Origin of the sequence: Pseudomonas xanthosomatis, from assembly GCF_019139835.1 — a bacterium.
Classification (GTDB): Bacteria; Pseudomonadota; Gammaproteobacteria; order Pseudomonadales; family Pseudomonadaceae; genus Aquipseudomonas; species Aquipseudomonas fakonensis.
This window is the reverse complement of sequence record NZ_CP077075.1, coordinates 2,372,889-2,390,290: the sequence shown is the minus strand read 5'-3', so window position 1 is coordinate 2,390,290 and position 17,402 is coordinate 2,372,889. Positions and strand designations below refer to the sequence as shown.

Sequence of the window (17,402 nt, the reverse complement as noted above, 5' to 3'; positions counted from 1 at the left end):
GCCCATCGCGACACGAGGCCGCTTCCCACCGAGACCGTGTTAATTCAATGAGTTGTAGTTTGTTCTACGAGAGCCGGCTTGCCGGCGATTGCAGTCAACGCGCCGCTCAGACGTGCACAGCCACCTTCAACGCCTCCAGCGCCGGCTCCACCTTGATACCCACGGCAGCGCCCAGCTCCAGGACCCGGGCCAGGTCATGCTGGCCGACCATCACCATCTGCAGCTCATCGTCCAGCAACTGGCTGAAATTCAGCAGCACATAACCGCCGGCTTCCTTGTTCAGCGCGCCCATCTGCACCTGAATGCGATTGAGCGCGGTCAGCGCTTCGGTGCGTGCCAGCTGCTTGGGCTTGAGGGTGAACGCCACGCTCTTGTCGAACGAGTCGCTGATCTGCTGGAACAGGTCCTGGTAGCTGTCGGCCTGGAACAGCACGGTATCGGGCAGGCTGCCGACCACCACCCACTCGCCCAGGGCGAACGGGAAACTGTCGTCGTAGTTGATGTCGGGGTTGGCGGCGAGAAACGCGGCGGGGTCGGCGTAGGCCTGGGCGGCCTCGTCGGCGATGCGCTCGATGTCTTCATCGCGCATGCAACCGGCGCCGATCAGGCGGATGAATTCGAGCAACTGGTCTTTCATTGGGGGGCCCTGCGCATTGGCGTAAAAGGCGCCAAGGATAGCCGCAAACGCCCCCGGGCGGTTAGCCGGCGAGCGCTTCGAGGCGCGCTGCGGCGTCCACCGCGCCCATGGTGCGCGCAGCCATCAGCGCGGTGCTGCCCGCAGCGTCGCGATGCGCAGGGTCGGCGCCCTGTTGCAGCAGGTAGTCAACAATCGCCACGCGGTTGAACATGGCAGCCAGCATCAGTGCTGTACGGCCATCGGCAGCAGCGGCGTCCACCGGCACGCCCTGCTCAAGCAACAGGCGGATCATCGCCAGGTCACCCTTGAACGCCGCGCCGGCAATCGGCAACTGGCCGTTGTCGTTGGCGATCAGCGGGTCGGCGCCATGGGCCAGCAGCACCTGCACCGCATCATGGTGGCCGTGGTAGCTGGCCAGCATCAGCAAGGTGTCGCCCTTGTGGTTGCGCAAATCCGCCGGCAGGCCGCTGGCGAGCAGGCGCTCGAGCATCGGTGCATCGCCACGGCGGGCACGCTCGAACACTTCGTCGGCGAAGGCTGCGGATTCTTCGGCGGTCATGGTGGCGGGCTGTTGATCGGACATGGGGAACCTCCTGGCATTTGAATGGGCCCAAGTGTTGGTCAGGCACCACCAGCGGGTCAAAGGTTCAGATTCTATGGGGTGCAAAGGCTGAGGCTATTACCGTGCAAATTGCACTGTGCAAAATGCACGACCTTGCAGAATGCATGGTCCACGCCTTGAGAAACACATCTAAATAATTGTTTTATAAGGATTTTTTACCAAGGCTAAGCCTGGCACGGTCGCTGCAAACTTCAACTCCACGTCTGCCCACACAACAGTCAGGAGTTGATATGGACCTCATCCAGGAAAAATTCGCCTCGGTCTTCAGCGCCTATAAGGTCGCCACCCAGCCCCGCCCCGACGGCGGCATTCTGCTGACCCTGCGCGCCGCCGACGGCAAGGTCACCCGCCGCGTGCTGACCTACGGCCAATTGCACAGTGCCGAGCAGTTGTCTTGGGCGATCAGCGCCATCCGCCGTGACCTGGCCGAGCAGGCAAGCGAGTTGCCGGTGATCTCGATGCTGCAGAGCCAGCAACGCTTTGCGCTGCCGACCTATCGTTGATTAGCGTTGCCTGCACCGGCCCCATCGCCGGCAAGCCGGCTCCTACAGGTACGGCGCGAGCCTGATGCTCACGCGTTCGATGTGGGAGCGGGCTTGGCCCGCGATACCGGCAACGCGTCAGAGCTCATCCATACCCGCAAACTGCCGAGCACCGGCGTCCCCGGTGAAGCGCGGCTGCATGCCCTGCTCACTGCCAAACAGGCGCACCGCCAGGCAGAACGGGTTATCCCCCAGGTCGAGCCAGCGCGGGGTGCCGGCCGGCACCACCAGCACATCATCCTTCTCGCACAGCACGCCATACACATAGTCACCCACACGCAGGGTCAACTGCCCGCGCCCGCTGATCACGGCAAACACTTCGTCAGAGTCGTGCACGTGCTCGTCGCGCAGGTCAGCCTGGGTGTGGTCGACAGCATCGCGGCTCAGCACGGCGAAACTGGCGCTGCCATGCTCGGTCATCAGGCGGTCGATGGGGCCGCGGCAGGCATCCAGCACTTCATCCTGGCTGCAACCTGGGCGCAGCCTTGCGCCGCTGTCCCATCGGGCAAAACGCACGCCCTGCTCGGCCAAGGTGGCCTTGATGTCGTCGTGGTGGGTCAGCACCTTGTGCGCAAGCTCGGGGCTGGCGGCGTGGAAAACACTGAGAATGCTCATCAGGCGTGGTTCCTGCTGGATTTCGAACAAAGGCCAATGATAACGGCTGCCGCCAGCGCCGAGACGCTGGCCATACCAAAGGTGAAGTGCGGGCCCAGCAGTTTCCAGCTGTAGCCCGAGTAAAGCGCGCCCAACGCCCCGCCGGTACCCGACAGTGCAGCGTACAAGGCCTGGCCCTGGCCCTGCTGGCGGGCACCGAAGCTGGCCTGCACGAAGGCGATGCTGGCGGCATGGAAGCACCCAAAGGTGGCGGCGTGCAGCACCTGGGCCAGCACCAGCACGGCGGGGACATCGGCCAGGTTGCCCAGCAACAGCCAGCGCACGGCGGCCAGCAGAAAGCTTGCCAGCAGCACCCGCTGCACGCTGAAGCGCGCAAAAAGGCGGCTCATTGCCATGAACATCAGCACTTCTGCCAGCACCCCCAGCGCCCACAGCAGGCCGATGGCGCCGCGGCTGTAGCCCAGGTGCTCCAGGTGCAGGGTAAGGAAGGTGTAGTACGGGCCGTGGCTCAGTTGCATCAGCGCCACGCAAATGTAGAAAGCCACCACGCCCGGCGCCATCAGTTGCTTGAGAAAGCCCCCGGCCGCGCGGCGTTCGGTGTGCTCGACCGGCTGGGCGTTGGGCACCCACAGGCTGGCGGCGACGATGCCGGCCATGATGGTCACCAAGGCCACCGGATAGATGTCCAGGCTCAGCCATTCGAACAAGCGGCCAAGGCCGATCACGGTGAGGATGAAACCGATCGAACCCCACAGCCGTACCTGGCTGTAGCGCGAGGTTTGCCCATGCAAGTGGGCCAGGGTAATCACCTCGAACTGCGGCAGCACCGCGTGCCAGAAGAACGCGTGCAAGGCCATCACCAGCGCCAGCCAGGCGTAGCTCTTGCCGAAGAAGATCAGCGAGAAGGTGGCCAGGGTCGACAGCGCGCCCAGGCGCACGATCAGCAGGCGCTGGCCGCTGCGGTCGCCCAGCCAGCCCCACAGGTTGGGGGCGATGCAGCGCATCAACATGGGGATGGCCACCAGTTCGCCGATGCGCGCCGGGGAGAAGCCCAGGTGGTCGAAATACAGCGCCAGAAACGGTGCCGTGGAGCCGAGCAGGGCGAAGTAGAACAGGTAGAAACTGGACAGGCGCCAGTAGGGGATGGCGGGCATGGGTGGGCCTCGTGTGAGCCTGTACCGGCCTCTTCGCGGGCAAGCCCGCTCCCACAGGGACCGCGCAAATCCTGAGGACAACGCTGTACCTGTGGGAGCGGGCTTGCCCGCGAAAACGCCGGGCCTGGCTAAATCAGAGCTGGCCCAGCACCGGGGTGTTGACCTTCACATCGCCATTCTGCGCGCGGTGGCGCAGCAGGTGGTCCATCAGCACGATGGCCATCATCGCCTCGGCGATGGGTGTGGCGCGGATGCCCACGCACGGGTCGTGGCGGCCCTTGGTGATGACTTCCACCGGGTTGCCGTGGATGTCGATGGAGCGGCCCGGGGTGGTGATGCTGGAGGTCGGCTTGAGCGCCAGGTGGGCGACGATCGGCTGGCCGGAGGAAATGCCGCCAAGGATGCCGCCGGCGTTGTTGCTGAGGAAGCCTTGCGGGGTCAGCTCGTCGCGGTGCTCGGTGCCGCGCTGGGCGACGCTGGCAAAGCCTGCGCCGATTTCCACGCCCTTGACCGCGTTGATGCTCATCAGCGCGTGGGCAAGCTCAGCGTCGAGGCGGTCGAAGATCGGCTCGCCCAGGCCCGGCATCACCCCTTCGGCGACCACGGTGATCTTGGCACCGACCGAGTCTTGGTCACGGCGCAGTTGGTCCATGTAGGCCTCGAGCTCCGGCACTTTGGAAGGGTCCGGGCTGAAGAAGGCGTTGTCTTCTACCGAATCCCAGGTCTTGAACGGGATTTCGATCGGGCCGAGCTGGCTCATGTAGCCGCGCACGCGGATGCCCTGGGTGGCCAGAAACTTCTTGGCGATGGCACCGGCGGCCACGCGCATGGCGGTTTCGCGGGCCGAGCTGCGGCCACCGCCGCGGTAGTCGCGCTCGCCATACTTGTGGTGGTAGGTGTAGTCGGCGTGGGCCGGGCGGAACAGGTCCTTGATCGCCGAATAGTCCTTGGACTTCTGGTCGGTGTTGCGGATCAGCAGGCCGATCGAGCAGCCGGTGGTGCGGCCTTCGAACACCCCGGAGAGGATTTCCACTTCGTCCGGTTCCTGGCGCTGGGTGGTGTGCCGGCTGGTGCCGGGCTTGCGCCGGTCGAGGTCGTGCTGCAGGTCGGCCAGGGAGATTTCCAGGCCCGGCGGGCACCCGTCGACAATGGCGACCAACGCCGGGCCATGGCTTTCGCCAGCGGTGGTGACAGTGAACAGCTTGCCGTAGGTATTGCCGGACATGGACGCTCCGCGAAATCTGCCTGAGGTGAACGAAAGCGGCAGTATACGTAAATCAGGCTGGCCTGTGCGGGCGTTATCGCGGGGCAAGCCCGCTCCCACACGTCTGAATTGGCCTGATAACGTTGGAGCGGGCTTGCCCCGCGATGACGCCCGCACAGGCAACACGCCAGCCAGAACCTTCTCCCGCCATCTCTGTCTTAACTTCACCTCCCCCACGCAGTACCCCCTCCATGAAACGCCGCCTCACCGCCCTGCTCCTGCTGCTGTGCGCCAGCCTCGCCCAGGCTGCCCCCACCGTGCTGCAACGCCCCATCGACCTGGACACCGGCCAGGGCATCCTGCACGGCAGCCTGCTGCTGCCCCAGCAGGCCACCCCGCCACCGGTGGTGCTGATCATCGCAGGCTCCGGCCCCACCGACCGCGACGGCAACAACCCGGCCTCCGGGCGTATCGATAACCTCAAGCGCCTGGCCCTGCTTCTGGCTGGCGAGCACATCGCCAGCGTGCGCTTCGACAAGCGCGGAGTGGCCGCGAGCCAACCGGCCACCCCCGACGAGCGCGATCTCAGCGTGGAGCGCTACGTCGCCGATGTGGTGGCCTGGGGGCAAAAGTTGCGCCACGACCCGCGCTTCGGCCCGCTGATTCTGGTCGGCCACAGCGAGGGCGCACTGATTGCCAGCCTGGCCGCCGAGCAGGCCGGCGCCAGCGCGGTGATAACCCTGGCCGGCAGCGGCCGGCCGATCGGCGATGTACTGCGCGAGCAACTGGCCCAGCGCCTGCCGCCGGCGCAACTGGCCAGCGGCGTGGCGCTGATCGAGCGGCTGCAGGCCGGGCAGACCAGCCTGGATGTGCCGCCCCTGCTGCGCCAGGTGTTCCGCCCCAGCGTGCAGCCCTACCTGATCACCTTGCTGCGCCAGGACCCGGCGGCGGCCTTCGCCAGGCTCAAGGTGCCGGCGCTGATCGTGCAGGGGCGCAACGATGTGCAGGTGGAGGTGGCCGATGCCGAGCAGCTCAAGGCGGCCAAGCCCGACGCACAACTGGCGCTGATCGACGGCATGAACCATGTGCTGCGCATCAGCCCCAAGGGCATGAGCGAGCAGCGCGACAGCTACAGCAACCCGCAACTGCCCCTGGCCCAGGCACTGGGCGAGCGCATCGTGCAGTTCATTCAGCATCTGCCGGCGGCCTGAGGTTTTCCCCCGCCGGCACTCAGGTATGGGCAAAGGCTGCCGATAACTCAGCCAAGAAGCGGTGATCTGCGGCGAGTGTCGACGATCAACCGCGCGCCGAGCACTTGAGGATTGCCCTGATGACCGATGCCCCCGCCGCCGAGGCGAACGAAGAACAAGCCCCGGAAAGCGCCCCGCAGCCGTGGGCGGACCTGGCCGTCGAACACTTCCAGCTGCTGCGCCTGAACGCGCTGCCCACCGACCGCAACAGCGGCGCGCGCCCATTGCGTTTCGTGCAGTTCGGCTACGCCGAGCGCCACGACAAGGCCCACAGCCTGCTGCGCCTGGAAGTGCGCCTGCCCGGGCAGAAGGTGCGCAAGGAGCAGAACCAGCTGGACGTACGGGTTGACCACGCCCAGCGCCTGGTGACCATCGGCAGCGATGCCGGCCTGCAACTGGAGCCACTCAACCGTGGCGTCGGCCGCTACCTGCTGGCCCAGGTCGTGCAGTGGCTGCAGCACCGCTGCGCGCAGTACCGCATCGAGGGCATGAACCTGCCCAACAAGGACGCGCTGAACGAAGACACGCGCCTGCGCCGCGACCACGTGCTGCGCAGCGTCGGGCTTGAGGTGGAGTATGTCGAGGGGCAGTTGCTCAAGGGCCGCATCAAGGAGACCGCGGTAAGCCAACTCAAGGGCGGCTGGAACACCGAGAAGGTCCAGCGCGTCGACATTCTGGAAGCCGCCGGCATGCTGCAGCAGGCCGAGCAGAACCTGATGGAGAAGGAAGCGCAACTGCGCGAGCGCGACGAGCGCGTGGCCAAGTACCGCCGCGAAGACAGCGGTTTGCGCTTTACCATCACCTGTCTGGTGGCATTTGCGGTGTTTCAGGCGGGGTTATTGATCTGGATTGCTACCCGCTGAACCACTTCTGACGCTATCGCGGGGCAATCCCGCTCCCACGGGTACGCTCGTGGGAGCGGGATTGCCCCGCGATATTTTTCAGGGTCAGGCCCGCGAAGCGAACAGCTCCTGATGCTGGCGGCACTGCTCGGCGGTCAGCATGAACACCCCGTGCCCGCCGCGCTCGAACTCAAGCCAGGCGAAGTCCACCTCAGGGTACAGTGCCTCGACATGCACCTGGCTGTTGCCCACCTCGACGATCATCAAGCCCTTCTCGGTCAGGTGGTCGGCGGCTTCGGCCAGCATGCGCCGCACCAGGTCCAGGCCATCGTTGCCGCAGGCCAGGCCCAGCTCGGGCTCGTGGTGGTATTCGGCCGGCATGTCGGCAAAGTCTTCTGAATCGACATACGGCGGGTTGGACAGAATCAGGTCGAAACGCTGCCCCGGCAGGCCGGCAAACCCGTCGCCCTGCACGGTGAATACGCGTTGATCGAGGCCGTGGCGCTCGATGTTCTGGTTGGCCACCTCCAGCGCGTCGAAGGACAGATCGGCCAGCACCACCTCGGCGTCCTGGAACACGTCGGCGGCGACGATGCCGATGCAACCAGAGCCGGTGCACAGGTCAAGAATGCGTGCAGGCTCCGCGGCAAGCCAAGGTTCGAAGCGTTTCTCGATCAACTCGCCGATGGGCGAGCGCGGCACCAGTACACGCTCGTCGACGATGAACGACATGCCGCAGAACCAGGCCTCACCCAGCAGATAGGCGGTGGGCACGCGGTCTTCGATGCGGCGCTTGAGCAGGTGCTGCAGGCGTACCCGCTCGTCATCCTCCAGGGCGCAGTCCAGGTAGCTGTCGGCCACTTCCCACGGCAGGTGCACGGAGCCGAGCACCAGCAGGCGCGCCTCGTCCCAGGCATTGTCGGCGCCGTGGCCGAAGAACAGCTCATGCTCGTGGAAGCGGCTGACCGCCCAGCGGATATGGTCGCGCAGGGTGCGCAGACGGGATGTGATCACGGGGGACTCCTTTTCAGACAGGACAAAAGTCTAACAGCCCACACCCCACAAATGTTCGCCGCGACAGCCGAACGGGTAGCCACAGGCCAGTAACCACGCCATCTGCGTTGTCAACCATTCACATTGACGCCAAGGCAAGGGAGAATAGGTATACAAAAGCCCTACCCAAGGAGCCATTGATGTCCGTTCCAACCACGATGTTCCGCCTCACTGGCCGCGACTACCCGCCGGCCAAGCTGGCCCAGGCCAGCCTGATCGTCATCGACGCGCAAAAGGAGTACCTGAGCGGTCCGTTGGCGCTGTCGGGCATGGACGAGGCCGTGGCGAACATTGCCCGGTTGCTCGACGCCGCCCGCAAGGCCGGCCGCCCGATCATCCATGTTCGCCACCTCGGCACCGTCGGCGGTCGCTTCGACCCCCAGGGCCCGGCCGGTGAATTCATCCCGGGCCTGGAGCCGCGTGAAGGCGAAATCGTCATCGAAAAACGCATGCCCAACGCCTTCAAGAACACCCAGCTGCACGAGACGCTGCAGGAGCTTGGCCACCTCGACCTGATCGTCTGCGGTTTCATGAGCCATTCCAGCGTCAGCACCACCGTGCGCCGCGCCAAGGACTATGGTTACCGTTGCACCCTGGTGGAAGACGCCTCGGCCACCCGTGACCTGGCGCTCAAGGACCAGGTCATCCCGGCTGCGCAGATCCACCAGTGCGAAATGGCCGTGATGGCCGACAACTTCGCCTGCGTCGCCCCCACCGCCAGCCTGGTCTGAGCCGCACCGCCTGGCGGACGGGCGGAACCCGAAAGCCGGGCGCAGGTCGAACTCCGGATCAGCTACAGCAGATTCCGAGGAAAACCCATGAAGCTCAAAGGCAGTTTCGATGCAAGGCGCCTGCGCCAGCGTGAACCCGGCAACTGGGGCGCGCGCCTGGCCGCGGCCTTCAGCGTGCTGCTGGCCACTCTGGGTATCCTTCTGGCCATGGCCGGCGTCGCCGGCCTGCTAGGCAACTACGCAGCACTCACCGAACTCAACGCCAACCGCCCGCTGGCGGCAACCCTCGCCGTTGCCGGGCTGTTGCTGTTGTACCTCGGCGTGCGCTTCTGGCGGCGCAGCCGCATTCGCCTGCGTCGGGCCAGCGGGTTGAACCTGTCGCCGCACCTGATGAAAAAGCACGATTGACCTGTACCGGCCGCTTCCCACAGGGCTGCGGTGCATCTGCGAAACTAGTTCCCTGCGCGACAGCGCAGCCGGAAGGGCTGGGTGATCTCCTACAGAGGAGCGGCACTAGGCCGCCACAGGCAACACAACCCTGCCCCACTCGCGTAAACTACGCCGCCCACGTGGAGGCAGCATGCAAGACGACGATTTTTCCCTGTTCAGTGCCGAGGTGCGCGGCGTCAAGCCGATCAAGCACGACCGCGCCGAAGTCGGCAAACCCAAGGCCGACCGCAAGCAACTGGCCGGCCTGCGCCAGGCGGCGACCATTCGCAGTGACCAGCCTTTGGTGATCGACGGCCTGTCCGATCAGTTCGTCATCGACGTGGCCGCCGAAGACGAGCTGATGTGGCGCCGCGACGGCGTGCAGGAAACCCAGCTACGCAAGCTCAAGCTGGGCCAGATCGCCTTCGAGGGCAGCCTCGACCTGCACGGCATGAGCGTCGAGAAGGCCCGCGAGACGCTGTGGGACTTCATCGCCGAGGCGACCAAGCTGGAAGTACGCTGCGTGCGCGTCACCCACGGCAAGGCCGCGCGCATCGACGGCAAACGGCCGATGATCAAGAGCCACGTCAATACCTGGCTGCGTCAGCACCCGCAAGTGCTCGGCTTTGCCTCGTGCCAGGCCCGCCACGGCGGCACCGGCGCGGTGTACGTAATGCTCAAACGAACCATGCTCGAAGGCCGCGACGAGTGACATCGCGCTTGCAGCGCCGCCGCCGCCGCCGTACCCTTCGCCTTTGCGAAATTTTCCACAGGTAGATCCATGTCCCTGGAACAGAACTACACCGAGATCCTCAGCCAACTGGGCGAGGACGTCTCCCGCGAGGGCCTGCTCGACACGCCCAAGCGGGCTGCAAAGGCCATGAAGTACCTTTGCCGCGGTTACGAACAGACGCTTGAAGAGGTCACCAACGGCGCGCTGTTCACCTCCGACAACAGCGAAATGGTGCTGGTCCGGGACATCGAGCTGTATTCGATGTGCGAACACCACATGCTGCCGTTCATCGGCAAGGCCCACGTTGCCTACCTGCCCAAGGGCAAGGTGCTGGGCCTGTCCAAGGTGGCGCGCATCGTCGACATGTTCGCCCGCCGCCTGCAAATCCAGGAGAACCTCAGCCGCCAGATCGCCGAGGCCATCCAGCAGGTTACCGGTGCCGCCGGGGTTGCCGTGGTGATCGAGGCCAAGCACATGTGCATGATGATGCGCGGTGTCGAAAAGCAGAACTCGACCATGCTCACCTCGGTGATGCTCGGCGAGTTCCGTGAAAATGCCGCCACCCGCAGCGAGTTCCTCAGCCTGATCAAGTGATCGGCGCAGGTTTCAGGCCGGCCCTCGGGGTCGGCCTTTTCATTTTCAGGAGTTGCCCATGATCGTCAAAGCCCTGCGGGTCGGCCTCGGCCAGCTCATCGTGTTCGGCGACTGGATCAGCCGCCCGGCGAAGAAAAAGCGTGATGCTGCCGCCCAGGCGGCGGTCGAGCAGCAGGCCAAGGGCCTGGCGCTGTACCAGTTCCATGCCTGCCCGTTCTGCGTGAAGACCCGCCGCAGCCTGCACCGCTTGAACGTGCCGGTGGCGCTGCGTGATGCGAAGAACGATGAAGTGCACCGCCAGGCGCTGCTCGAGGGCGGCGGCCGGGTGAAAGTACCATGCCTGCGTATCGAGGAAGACGGCAAGGTGACCTGGATGTACGAGTCCAAGGACATCATCGCTTATCTGGACAAGCGCTTCGCCAACGCCTGAGGGCCCCACTCTCACAGGGCCCGTAGGAGCCGGCTTGCCGGCTCCTACGGGGGCCGCGTTGTTCAGTCGACCATCGGCACATGCCGTGGGTGGCTGGCCACCCGCGCCAGCCAGGCGCGTACTGCCGGGTACTCGGCCAGGTCGAAGCCGCCCTGGTGAGCCACGTGGGTGTAGGCGTACAAGGCCACGTCAGCGATCGAATACTGCTCACCGACCAGGTACGGCGTCATCTGCAACTGCCGCTCCATCACCCTCAACGCCTTGTAGCCGCCCTTGTGCAGCTTGCGGTATTCCTCCACCCGCTCATCCGGCAGCCCCAGGTAGAACTGGATGAATCGGGCCACAGCAATGTAAGGCTCGTGGCTGTACTGCTCGAAGAACTGCCATTGCAGCACTTGCGTGCGCAGGCGCGGCTCGCTGGGCAGGAACTCGCTGCCGTCGGCGAGGAAGTTGAGGATCGCGTTGGACTCCCACAGGCAGGTACCGTCCTCGAGCTTGAGCACCGGCACCTTGCCGTTGGGGTTCATGGCCAGGAACTCGGCGGTCTCGGTCTCCCCCTTGAGAATGTCCACCGCGTGCCACTCGTACGGGCGGCCCAGCAGGCTGAGCATCAGCTTCACCTTGTAGCAGTTGCCCGACTGGTAATCCCCATAGACCTTGTACATCGCCCCTCCCCTTTAACGCAATTGCGCAGTAGTCGCCAATAGTTGGCGACTGTACGGCTAAATGCAATGCCTGCTGTATGGCAAGGATCACGCCAGGCAGCGGTAGCCTGAAAAAACTGCTTACACCTGTACAAGGAATTCCCTCCATGACCGAAGTCACCTCCGCCCGCTTGCGGCCCCTCGCGGACAGCTCCCCCTCGGCGGTCGTCGCCGGCTTCATCGCCATGCTGACCGGCTATACCAGTACCTTGGTGTTGATGTTCCAGGCAGGCCAGGCCGCCGGTTTGACCCAGGGGCAGATCTCCTCGTGGATCTGGGCGCTGTCGATCGGCATGGCGGTATGCACCATCGGCCTGTCACTGCGCTATCGCACGCCGGTCACCGTGGCCTGGTCGACGCCGGGTGCGGCGCTGCTGATCACCAGCCTGGGCGGGGTGAGCTACGGCGAAGCCATCGGCGGCTACATCACTTGCGCCCTGCTGGTGCTGATCTGCGGAGTGACCGGCAGCTTCGAACGGCTGGTGCGGCGCATCCCGGCGTCACTGGCCTCGGCGCTGCTGGCCGGCATCCTGTTCCGCATCTGCAGCGAGATTTTCGTTGCCGTGCAGCACCAGACCCTGCTGGTACTGGCGATGTTCATCAGCTACCTGGTGGCCAAGCGCCTGGCCCCGCGCTACTGCGTGCTGGCCGCGCTGCTGGTGGGTACCGCGCTGTCCGGCGCGCTGGGGCTGCTGAACTTCAGCGGCTTCAAGCTGGAGGTGGCGACCCCGGTATGGACCACGCCGAGCTTCTCGCTGGCGGCGACCATCAGCATCGGTATCCCGCTGTTCGTGGTGGCGATGACTTCACAGAACATGCCCGGCGTCGCGGTGCTGCGCGCCGATGGTTACCAGGTGCCGGCCTCGCCGCTGATCTCGGCCACCGGCCTTGCCTCGCTGCTGCTGGCACCGTTCGGCTCCCACGGCATCAACCTGGCGGCCATCAGCGCGGCCATCTGCACCGGCCCGCATGCCCATGAAGACCCGAACAAGCGCTACACCGCAGCGGTGTGGTGCGGGATTTTCTACGGCATTGCCGGCATCTTCGGCGCCACCCTGGCAGCCCTGTTCGGCGCCCTGCCCAAGGAACTGGTGCTGTCGATCGCCGCACTGGCGCTGTTCGGCTCGATCATGAACGGCCTCAGCGTGGCCATGGGCGAGGCCCGCGAGCGCGAGGCAGCGCTTATCACCTTCATGGTGACGGCCTCGGGGCTGACGTTGTTCTCCATCGGTTCGGCGTTCTGGGGCATCGTGGCCGGCGTGATCACCTTGCTGATCCTGAGCCCGCGCAAGGGCTAGCCGGTACAGGCCATACCAGACAGTTGCCCCCATCGATTCGCCGCAGCCCCCTCAGGATCGGCCTTTGCCTGCCGATACCCTGCACAGGAGCTGTGGCGGTTACCATAGCCACCCTCACCCGGCAAACATGTGACGTGGCAGGCTTATGATTCCATACGGTCGACAAAATATTACTGATGCGGACATCTCGGCAGTGGTCGAGGTACTCCAGTCGACCTGGTTGACCCAGGGCCCCGGTATCGCCGAATTCGAAAGCACCGTGGCCCAAGCCTGCCAGGCCAGCCATGGGGTGGCGGTGTGCAACGCAACCTCCGCCCTGCATATCGCCTGTCTGGCCCTGGGCGTCGGGCCGGGCGATCTGGTCTGGACCAGCCCCAACACCTTCGTGGCCAGCGCCAACTGCGCACGCTATTGCGGCGCTGATGTCGATTTCGTCGATATCGACCCCGCCACCTTGAACCTCTGCGCGAAAAAACTGGCCATGAAACTCAAGGCCGCGCGCGAAACCGGGCGCCTGCCCAAGGTGGTCATCCCGGTGCACTTCGCCGGGCGCAGCTGCGACATGCAGGCCATCGCCGCATTGGCGCAAGAGTATGGCTTTGCCGTCATCGAAGACGCCTCCCATGCCGTGGGTGCCAGCTATCAAGGTGTGCCCGTGGGCGCCTGCCAGTACAGCGACATCACCGTGTTCAGTTTCCACCCGGTGAAAATCATCACCACCGCCGAAGGCGGCCTGTTGACCACAAACGACACCGCCCTGGCCAAACGCCTTGCCAGGCTGCGTTCCCACGGCATCGCCCAGGGCCCCGAACAACTGGTCAGCGAGCCTGCAGGTGCCTGGGAGTATCAGCAGGTCGAACTGGGCTTCAACTACCGCATGACCAACCTGCAGGCCGCCCTGGGGGTCAGCCAGATGGCCCGCCTGGATGCGTTCATTTCCCGTCGCCGGCAGCTGGTGCGCCAATACCACGCCCTGCTGGCCGACCTGCCGCTGGTGCGGCCACAAGCCTGCGAAGAGTCGGCCTGGCACCTGTACCCGATCCGGGTACCCGCCGAGCGCCGGCTGGAGCTATTCAACACCCTGCGCGCCGCCGGGATCTGGGTGCAGGTGCATTACATTCCGGTGCACACCCAGCCGTACTACCGCGCACTGGGCTTCGGCCCTGGCGACTTCCCGGAGGCCGAGCGGTATTTCAGCGAAGCGTTCAGCCTGCCGTTGTTCTACGAACTTACCGATGAGCAGCAGTTACACGTGGTCAACACGTTGCGCGAGGCTTTGCGGTGAACATTGCAGTAATTCCTGCCCGGGGTGGCAGCAAACGCATCCCGCGCAAGAACATAAAACCGTTCTGCGGCCGCCCGATGATCGCCTGGTCGATCCTGGCGGCGCAGCAAAGCGGGTTGTTCGAGCGGATCATCGTCTCGACCGATGACCTGGAAATTGCCGAGCTGGCCCGTGCTTACGGGGCCGAAACACCCTTCGTACGGCCGCCCGAGCTATCCGACGACCACGCCGGCACCACCGAGGTGGTGGCCCATGCAGCAAAGTGGCTGCAGCAGCAAGGCGTTGCCTTCGATGCGCTGTGCTGCATTTACGCGACCGCCCCACTGCTGCACCCTGCCGACTTGTCCCGGGGCCTGGAGGCACTGCAGTCGGGCAACTGGGCCTACGCGTTTTCGGTTACCGAATTTGCCTCCTCGGTGTTTCGCGCCTTTCAGGCCCTGCCTGAAGGCGGGCTGGGCATGCTGTTCCCCGAACACTTCCCGACCCGCTCCCAGGACCTGCCGGCTGCCCTGCACGATGCAGCGCAGTTCTACTGGGGACGCCCGGACGCCTGGCTGCAACAATTGCGCATCTTCGATGCCCATTCAACGCCGGTACGGCTCCCGCGCTGGCGGGTTCAGGACATCGACGACATGGATGACTGGGTGCGTGCCGAGCTGATCTTCAAGGCCATCCAGGCACAAGCCGGGGCGCAGGCGTGAACATCGCCTTTCGTGTGGATGCCGGGCTGCAGATCGGCACCGGGCACCTGGTGCGCTGCCTGACCCTGGCCGATACGCTGGCAAAGCGTGGTGGGCGCTGCGTGTTCCTGTGCCGCGGCCTGCCGGCCTACCTCGTTCAGTGGGTGCAGGCACGTGGTCACAGCCTGATCCCCCTGCCCCTTCACCCTGACCAGCCTTGCGACACGGAGCTGGCCCACGGCAACTGGCTGGGTGCCAGCCAGCCTGGCGACGCGGCTGACAGCCTGGCGGCCCTGCAAGGCACCCGCTGGGACTGGCTGGTGGTCGATCACTACGCACTCGATGCCCGCTGGGAGACGCTGCTAAGGCCTGCAGTACGGCGCATCCTGGTCATCGATGACCTTGCCGACCGTCAGCATGAGTGCGATGTGCTGCTGGACCAGAACTTCTACACCGACCTGCACACCCGCTATCAAGGCAAGGTGCCCCAAGCCTGCCAACTGCTGCTGGGCCCGCGCTTTGCCCTGTTGCGCGAAGAGTTTCGCTTGCTGGGCAAGACCGCGCAGCCACGCACCGGTGCGCTCAAGCGGCTGCTGGTGTTCTTTGGCGGCATGGACGCACAGGACTTCACTGGCAAGGCCCTGGCTGTACTGGCCGAACTGGCCCTGCCCGGCGTGCAGGTCGATGTGGTGATTGGCGAGCAGCACCCGAAGCGGCTGGCCATCGAAGCGCTGTGCCAGGCGCAGGGGTATACCTGCCATGTACAAACACCGGCCATGGCCGAACTGATGAGCAAAGCGGACCTGGCCATCGGCGCAGGCGGCATTGCCTGCTGGGAGCGCTGCTGCTTAGGCTTGCCCACCTTGGCGCTGAGCACTGCCGCCAACCAGACGCAACAGCTCAAGGATGCGGCAGGCCACGGGCTGCTCTACAGCATCGAGGTTGCGGACAACCTGGCAGAGACATTGAAACTGCACCTGCAGGCCCTTATCGGCAACCCGGCGCTGCGTCGGCTGCTGTCCATCAATGGGATGGCCGCAGTCGATGGCGCCGGCCGGCTGCGTATCGCCGGACACATGGGTTGCACGGGTATTTCGATGCGTGTGGCCGAGCAGCGCGATGCCGTCGCGCTGCACAGCTGGCGAAACCACGCGGCCATACGTGCGGTATCCAATAATTGCGATGAAATTGCCTGGGCAGACCACTGCCGATGGCTCGACGGGGTGCTGGCCGACCCGCAGCGGCACCTGCTGATCGGTGAAGTCGAGGGGCAGCCGGCGGGCGTGGTGCGCTTCGATGTTCAAGCCGATGAAGCCGAAGTCTCGATCTACAAGGTTCCCGATGCAGCCCTGCCCTGCCGTGGCATCGACCTGCTGCGCTGCGCGCTGGGCTGGCTGGTTGCGCGGCACCCCGAGGTGACAGGTGTGCACGCCCAGGTCAAAGGCGGCAATATGCCCTCCAATGGGTTGTTCAAGGCGGCAGGCTTCGACGTCGACCACACCCGATTCATCAGGAAGCTCAAGCGTGATGTCTGAATTCAAGATTGCCCACCGCGCCATCGGCCCGCAGCACCCACCGTTGGTGATTGCGGAAATGTCGGGGAACCACAACCAGTCGCTGCAGCGGGCGCTGGAGATCGTCGAGGCCGCTGCCCGCTCGGGGGCCCATGCCCTGAAGATCCAGACCTACACTGCCGACTCGATGACCCTCGACCTGAACGAGCGGGAATTCCACATCAGCGACCCGGGCAGCCTGTGGGCCGGGGTGTCGTTGTATGAGCTGTATCAACGGGCGGCGACGCCCTACGAGTGGCATCAGCCAATTTTCGACAGGGCCAGGGAGCTGGGCATGATCGCCTTCAGCACGCCGTTCGACGCCAAGGCCGTGGACTTTCTCGAAACGCTGGACGTGCCCTGCTACAAGATCGCCTCGTTCGAAAACACCGACCTGCCGTTGATTCGCCGGGTTGCCGCCACCGGCAAGCCGATGATCGTCTCCACCGGGATGGCCAGCGTGGCGGAGCTTGAGGAGCTGGTGCAAGCCGCCCGCGGAGCCGGTTGCCGCGACCTGGTGCTGCTCAAGTGCACCAGCACCTACCCGGCATCAGCGCAGAACACCAATATCTCGACCATCCCGCACCTGCGCGAACTGTTCGGCTGCCAGGTGGGGCTTTCGGACCATACCCTGGGGGTCGGGGTGTCCGTTGCCAGCGTTGCCCTGGGTGCGACGGTGATCGAAAAGCACTTCACCCTCGACCGTGCGGACGGCGGCGTGGACAGTGCTTTTTCGATGGAACCTGGCGAAATGCAGCAACTGGTGGTGGAAACCGAACGCGCCTGGCAGTCGATCGGCACGGTCAGCTACGGAGCCACGCCGGCCGAGGAAAAGAGCCGGGTGTTTCGCCGCTCGCTGTATGCCAGCGAGGACATTGCCGAGGGCGAGCTGCTGTCGCCGGCCAACGTGCGCATCATCCGCCCGGGGCTTGGGCTTGCGCCCAAGCATGTCGACCAGGTCATGGGCCGGCGTGCCCGGCAGGCGATAAAGCGCGGTACGCCGATCAGCTGGGAGTTGATCTGAAAGCCCCGTAGCAATCGGCTTC

20 protein-coding genes are annotated in these 17,402 nt (G+C 65.1%); 13 read left to right on the top strand and 7 right to left on the bottom strand.

Going from position 1 to position 17,402, the window contains the following annotated elements; all coding sequences use genetic code 11:
* Window positions 1–106: 106 nt before the first annotated feature.
* Together KSS93_RS10660 and KSS93_RS10655 are read right to left on the bottom strand one after the other, a co-directional pair.
* A complete protein-coding gene (locus tag KSS93_RS10660) occupies window positions 107–637 on the bottom strand; it encodes a hypothetical protein (protein ID WP_217888249.1) in 531 nt (176 codons plus the stop codon).
* Between the two features lie 61 nt (window positions 638–698).
* Window positions 699–1,220 (bottom strand): ankyrin repeat domain-containing protein, encoded by a 522-nt coding sequence (locus KSS93_RS10655; RefSeq protein ID WP_217888248.1) that lies wholly within the window; start codon window positions 1,218–1,220, stop codon window positions 699–701.
* Window positions 1,221–1,489: 269 nt separating this feature from the next.
* Here KSS93_RS10655 and KSS93_RS10650 point away from each other — a divergent pair, with 269 nt between their 5' ends.
* A complete protein-coding gene (locus KSS93_RS10650; RefSeq protein WP_217842355.1) occupies window positions 1,490–1,762 on the top strand; it encodes a DUF3509 domain-containing protein in 273 nt (90 codons plus the stop codon).
* Window positions 1,763–1,879: 117 nt separating this feature from the next.
* On the opposite strand, the gene KSS93_RS10645 is transcribed toward KSS93_RS10650, so the two are convergent.
* From KSS93_RS10645 to aroC, 3 genes are all read right to left on the bottom strand, one after another.
* Window positions 1,880–2,416: an oxidase gene (locus KSS93_RS10645; RefSeq protein ID WP_217888247.1), complete on the bottom strand. Its 537-nt coding sequence runs from the start codon at window positions 2,414–2,416 to the stop codon at window positions 1,880–1,882.
* The gene (locus KSS93_RS10640; RefSeq protein ID WP_217888246.1) at window positions 2,416–3,570 is read right to left on the bottom strand and encodes an MFS transporter; all 1,155 of its coding nucleotides are present in this window, start codon (window positions 3,568–3,570) and stop codon (window positions 2,416–2,418) included. The genes KSS93_RS10645 and KSS93_RS10640 overlap by 1 nt, the downstream gene beginning before the upstream one ends.
* Before the next feature lie 133 nt (window positions 3,571–3,703).
* Complete coding sequence (aroC, locus tag KSS93_RS10635) at window positions 3,704–4,795, bottom strand: chorismate synthase (RefSeq protein WP_217888245.1); 1,092 nt, start codon at window positions 4,793–4,795, stop codon at window positions 3,704–3,706.
* A 230-nt stretch (window positions 4,796–5,025) separates the two neighbouring features.
* On the opposite strand from aroC, the gene KSS93_RS10630 reads away from it, so the two are divergent.
* Complete coding sequence (locus KSS93_RS10630; RefSeq protein ID WP_217888244.1) at window positions 5,026–5,985, top strand: alpha/beta hydrolase; 960 nt, start codon at window positions 5,026–5,028, stop codon at window positions 5,983–5,985.
* Between the two features lie 119 nt (window positions 5,986–6,104).
* Window positions 6,105–6,887, top strand: coding sequence for a hypothetical protein (locus KSS93_RS10625; RefSeq protein WP_217888243.1), 783 nt, complete (start codon window positions 6,105–6,107; stop codon window positions 6,885–6,887).
* An 84-nt stretch (window positions 6,888–6,971) separates the two neighbouring features.
* On the opposite strand, the gene prmB is transcribed toward KSS93_RS10625, so the two are convergent.
* On the bottom strand, window positions 6,972–7,880 hold the full coding sequence (prmB, locus tag KSS93_RS10620; protein WP_217888242.1) for a 50S ribosomal protein L3 N(5)-glutamine methyltransferase: 909 nt from the start codon (window positions 7,878–7,880) through the stop codon (window positions 6,972–6,974).
* Window positions 7,881–8,059: 179 nt separating this feature from the next.
* On the opposite strand from prmB, the gene KSS93_RS10615 reads away from it, so the two are divergent.
* The 5 genes from KSS93_RS10615 to KSS93_RS10595 all read left to right on the top strand — a co-directional run bounded on the left by KSS93_RS10615 (window position 8,060) and on the right by KSS93_RS10595 (window position 10,836).
* Window positions 8,060–8,650, top strand: a complete 591-nt coding sequence (locus KSS93_RS10615; protein WP_217888241.1) for a cysteine hydrolase family protein — start codon at window positions 8,060–8,062, stop codon at window positions 8,648–8,650.
* 87 nt (window positions 8,651–8,737) lie between these two features.
* The gene (locus tag KSS93_RS10610; RefSeq protein ID WP_217888240.1) at window positions 8,738–9,058 is read left to right on the top strand and encodes a hypothetical protein; all 321 of its coding nucleotides are present in this window, start codon (window positions 8,738–8,740) and stop codon (window positions 9,056–9,058) included.
* 172 nt (window positions 9,059–9,230) lie between these two features.
* Window positions 9,231–9,791, top strand: a complete 561-nt coding sequence (locus KSS93_RS10605) for a Smr/MutS family protein (RefSeq protein WP_217842346.1) — start codon at window positions 9,231–9,233, stop codon at window positions 9,789–9,791.
* Window positions 9,792–9,860: 69 nt separating this feature from the next.
* Window positions 9,861–10,406, top strand: a complete 546-nt coding sequence (gene folE, locus KSS93_RS10600) for a GTP cyclohydrolase I FolE (protein ID WP_217888239.1) — start codon at window positions 9,861–9,863, stop codon at window positions 10,404–10,406.
* Between the two features lie 58 nt (window positions 10,407–10,464).
* Window positions 10,465–10,836, top strand: coding sequence for a glutaredoxin family protein (locus KSS93_RS10595; protein WP_217888238.1), 372 nt, complete (start codon window positions 10,465–10,467; stop codon window positions 10,834–10,836).
* A gap of 62 nt (window positions 10,837–10,898) precedes the next feature.
* Here KSS93_RS10595 and KSS93_RS10590 read toward each other — a convergent pair whose 3' ends face one another.
* Window positions 10,899–11,501 carry a glutathione S-transferase family protein gene (locus KSS93_RS10590; RefSeq protein WP_217888237.1) on the bottom strand — a complete coding sequence of 201 codons (603 nt, stop codon included), beginning with the start codon at window positions 11,499–11,501 and terminating at the stop codon, window positions 10,899–10,901.
* Between the two features lie 146 nt (window positions 11,502–11,647).
* Between KSS93_RS10590 and KSS93_RS10585 the strand changes: the two genes are divergently transcribed.
* The 5 genes from KSS93_RS10585 (at window position 11,648) to pseI (ending at window position 17,380) form a co-directional block, all read left to right on the top strand.
* The gene (locus tag KSS93_RS10585; RefSeq protein WP_217888236.1) at window positions 11,648–12,838 is read left to right on the top strand and encodes a benzoate/H(+) symporter BenE family transporter; all 1,191 of its coding nucleotides are present in this window, start codon (window positions 11,648–11,650) and stop codon (window positions 12,836–12,838) included.
* 145 nt (window positions 12,839–12,983) lie between these two features.
* Window positions 12,984–14,123, top strand: a complete 1,140-nt coding sequence (gene pseC / locus KSS93_RS10580) for a UDP-4-amino-4,6-dideoxy-N-acetyl-beta-L-altrosamine transaminase (RefSeq protein ID WP_217888235.1) — start codon at window positions 12,984–12,986, stop codon at window positions 14,121–14,123.
* Window positions 14,120–14,824, top strand: a complete 705-nt coding sequence (gene pseF / locus KSS93_RS10575; protein WP_217888234.1) for a pseudaminic acid cytidylyltransferase — start codon at window positions 14,120–14,122, stop codon at window positions 14,822–14,824. Before pseC ends, pseF begins: the two co-directional genes overlap by 4 nt.
* A complete protein-coding gene (gene pseG / locus KSS93_RS10570) occupies window positions 14,821–16,338 on the top strand; it encodes a UDP-2,4-diacetamido-2,4,6-trideoxy-beta-L-altropyranose hydrolase (RefSeq protein WP_217888233.1) in 1,518 nt (505 codons plus the stop codon). Before pseF ends, pseG begins: the two co-directional genes overlap by 4 nt.
* The gene (pseI, locus tag KSS93_RS10565; RefSeq protein ID WP_217888232.1) at window positions 16,331–17,380 is read left to right on the top strand and encodes a pseudaminic acid synthase; all 1,050 of its coding nucleotides are present in this window, start codon (window positions 16,331–16,333) and stop codon (window positions 17,378–17,380) included. The genes pseG and pseI overlap by 8 nt, the downstream gene beginning before the upstream one ends.
* Window positions 17,381–17,402 lie beyond the last annotated feature (22 nt).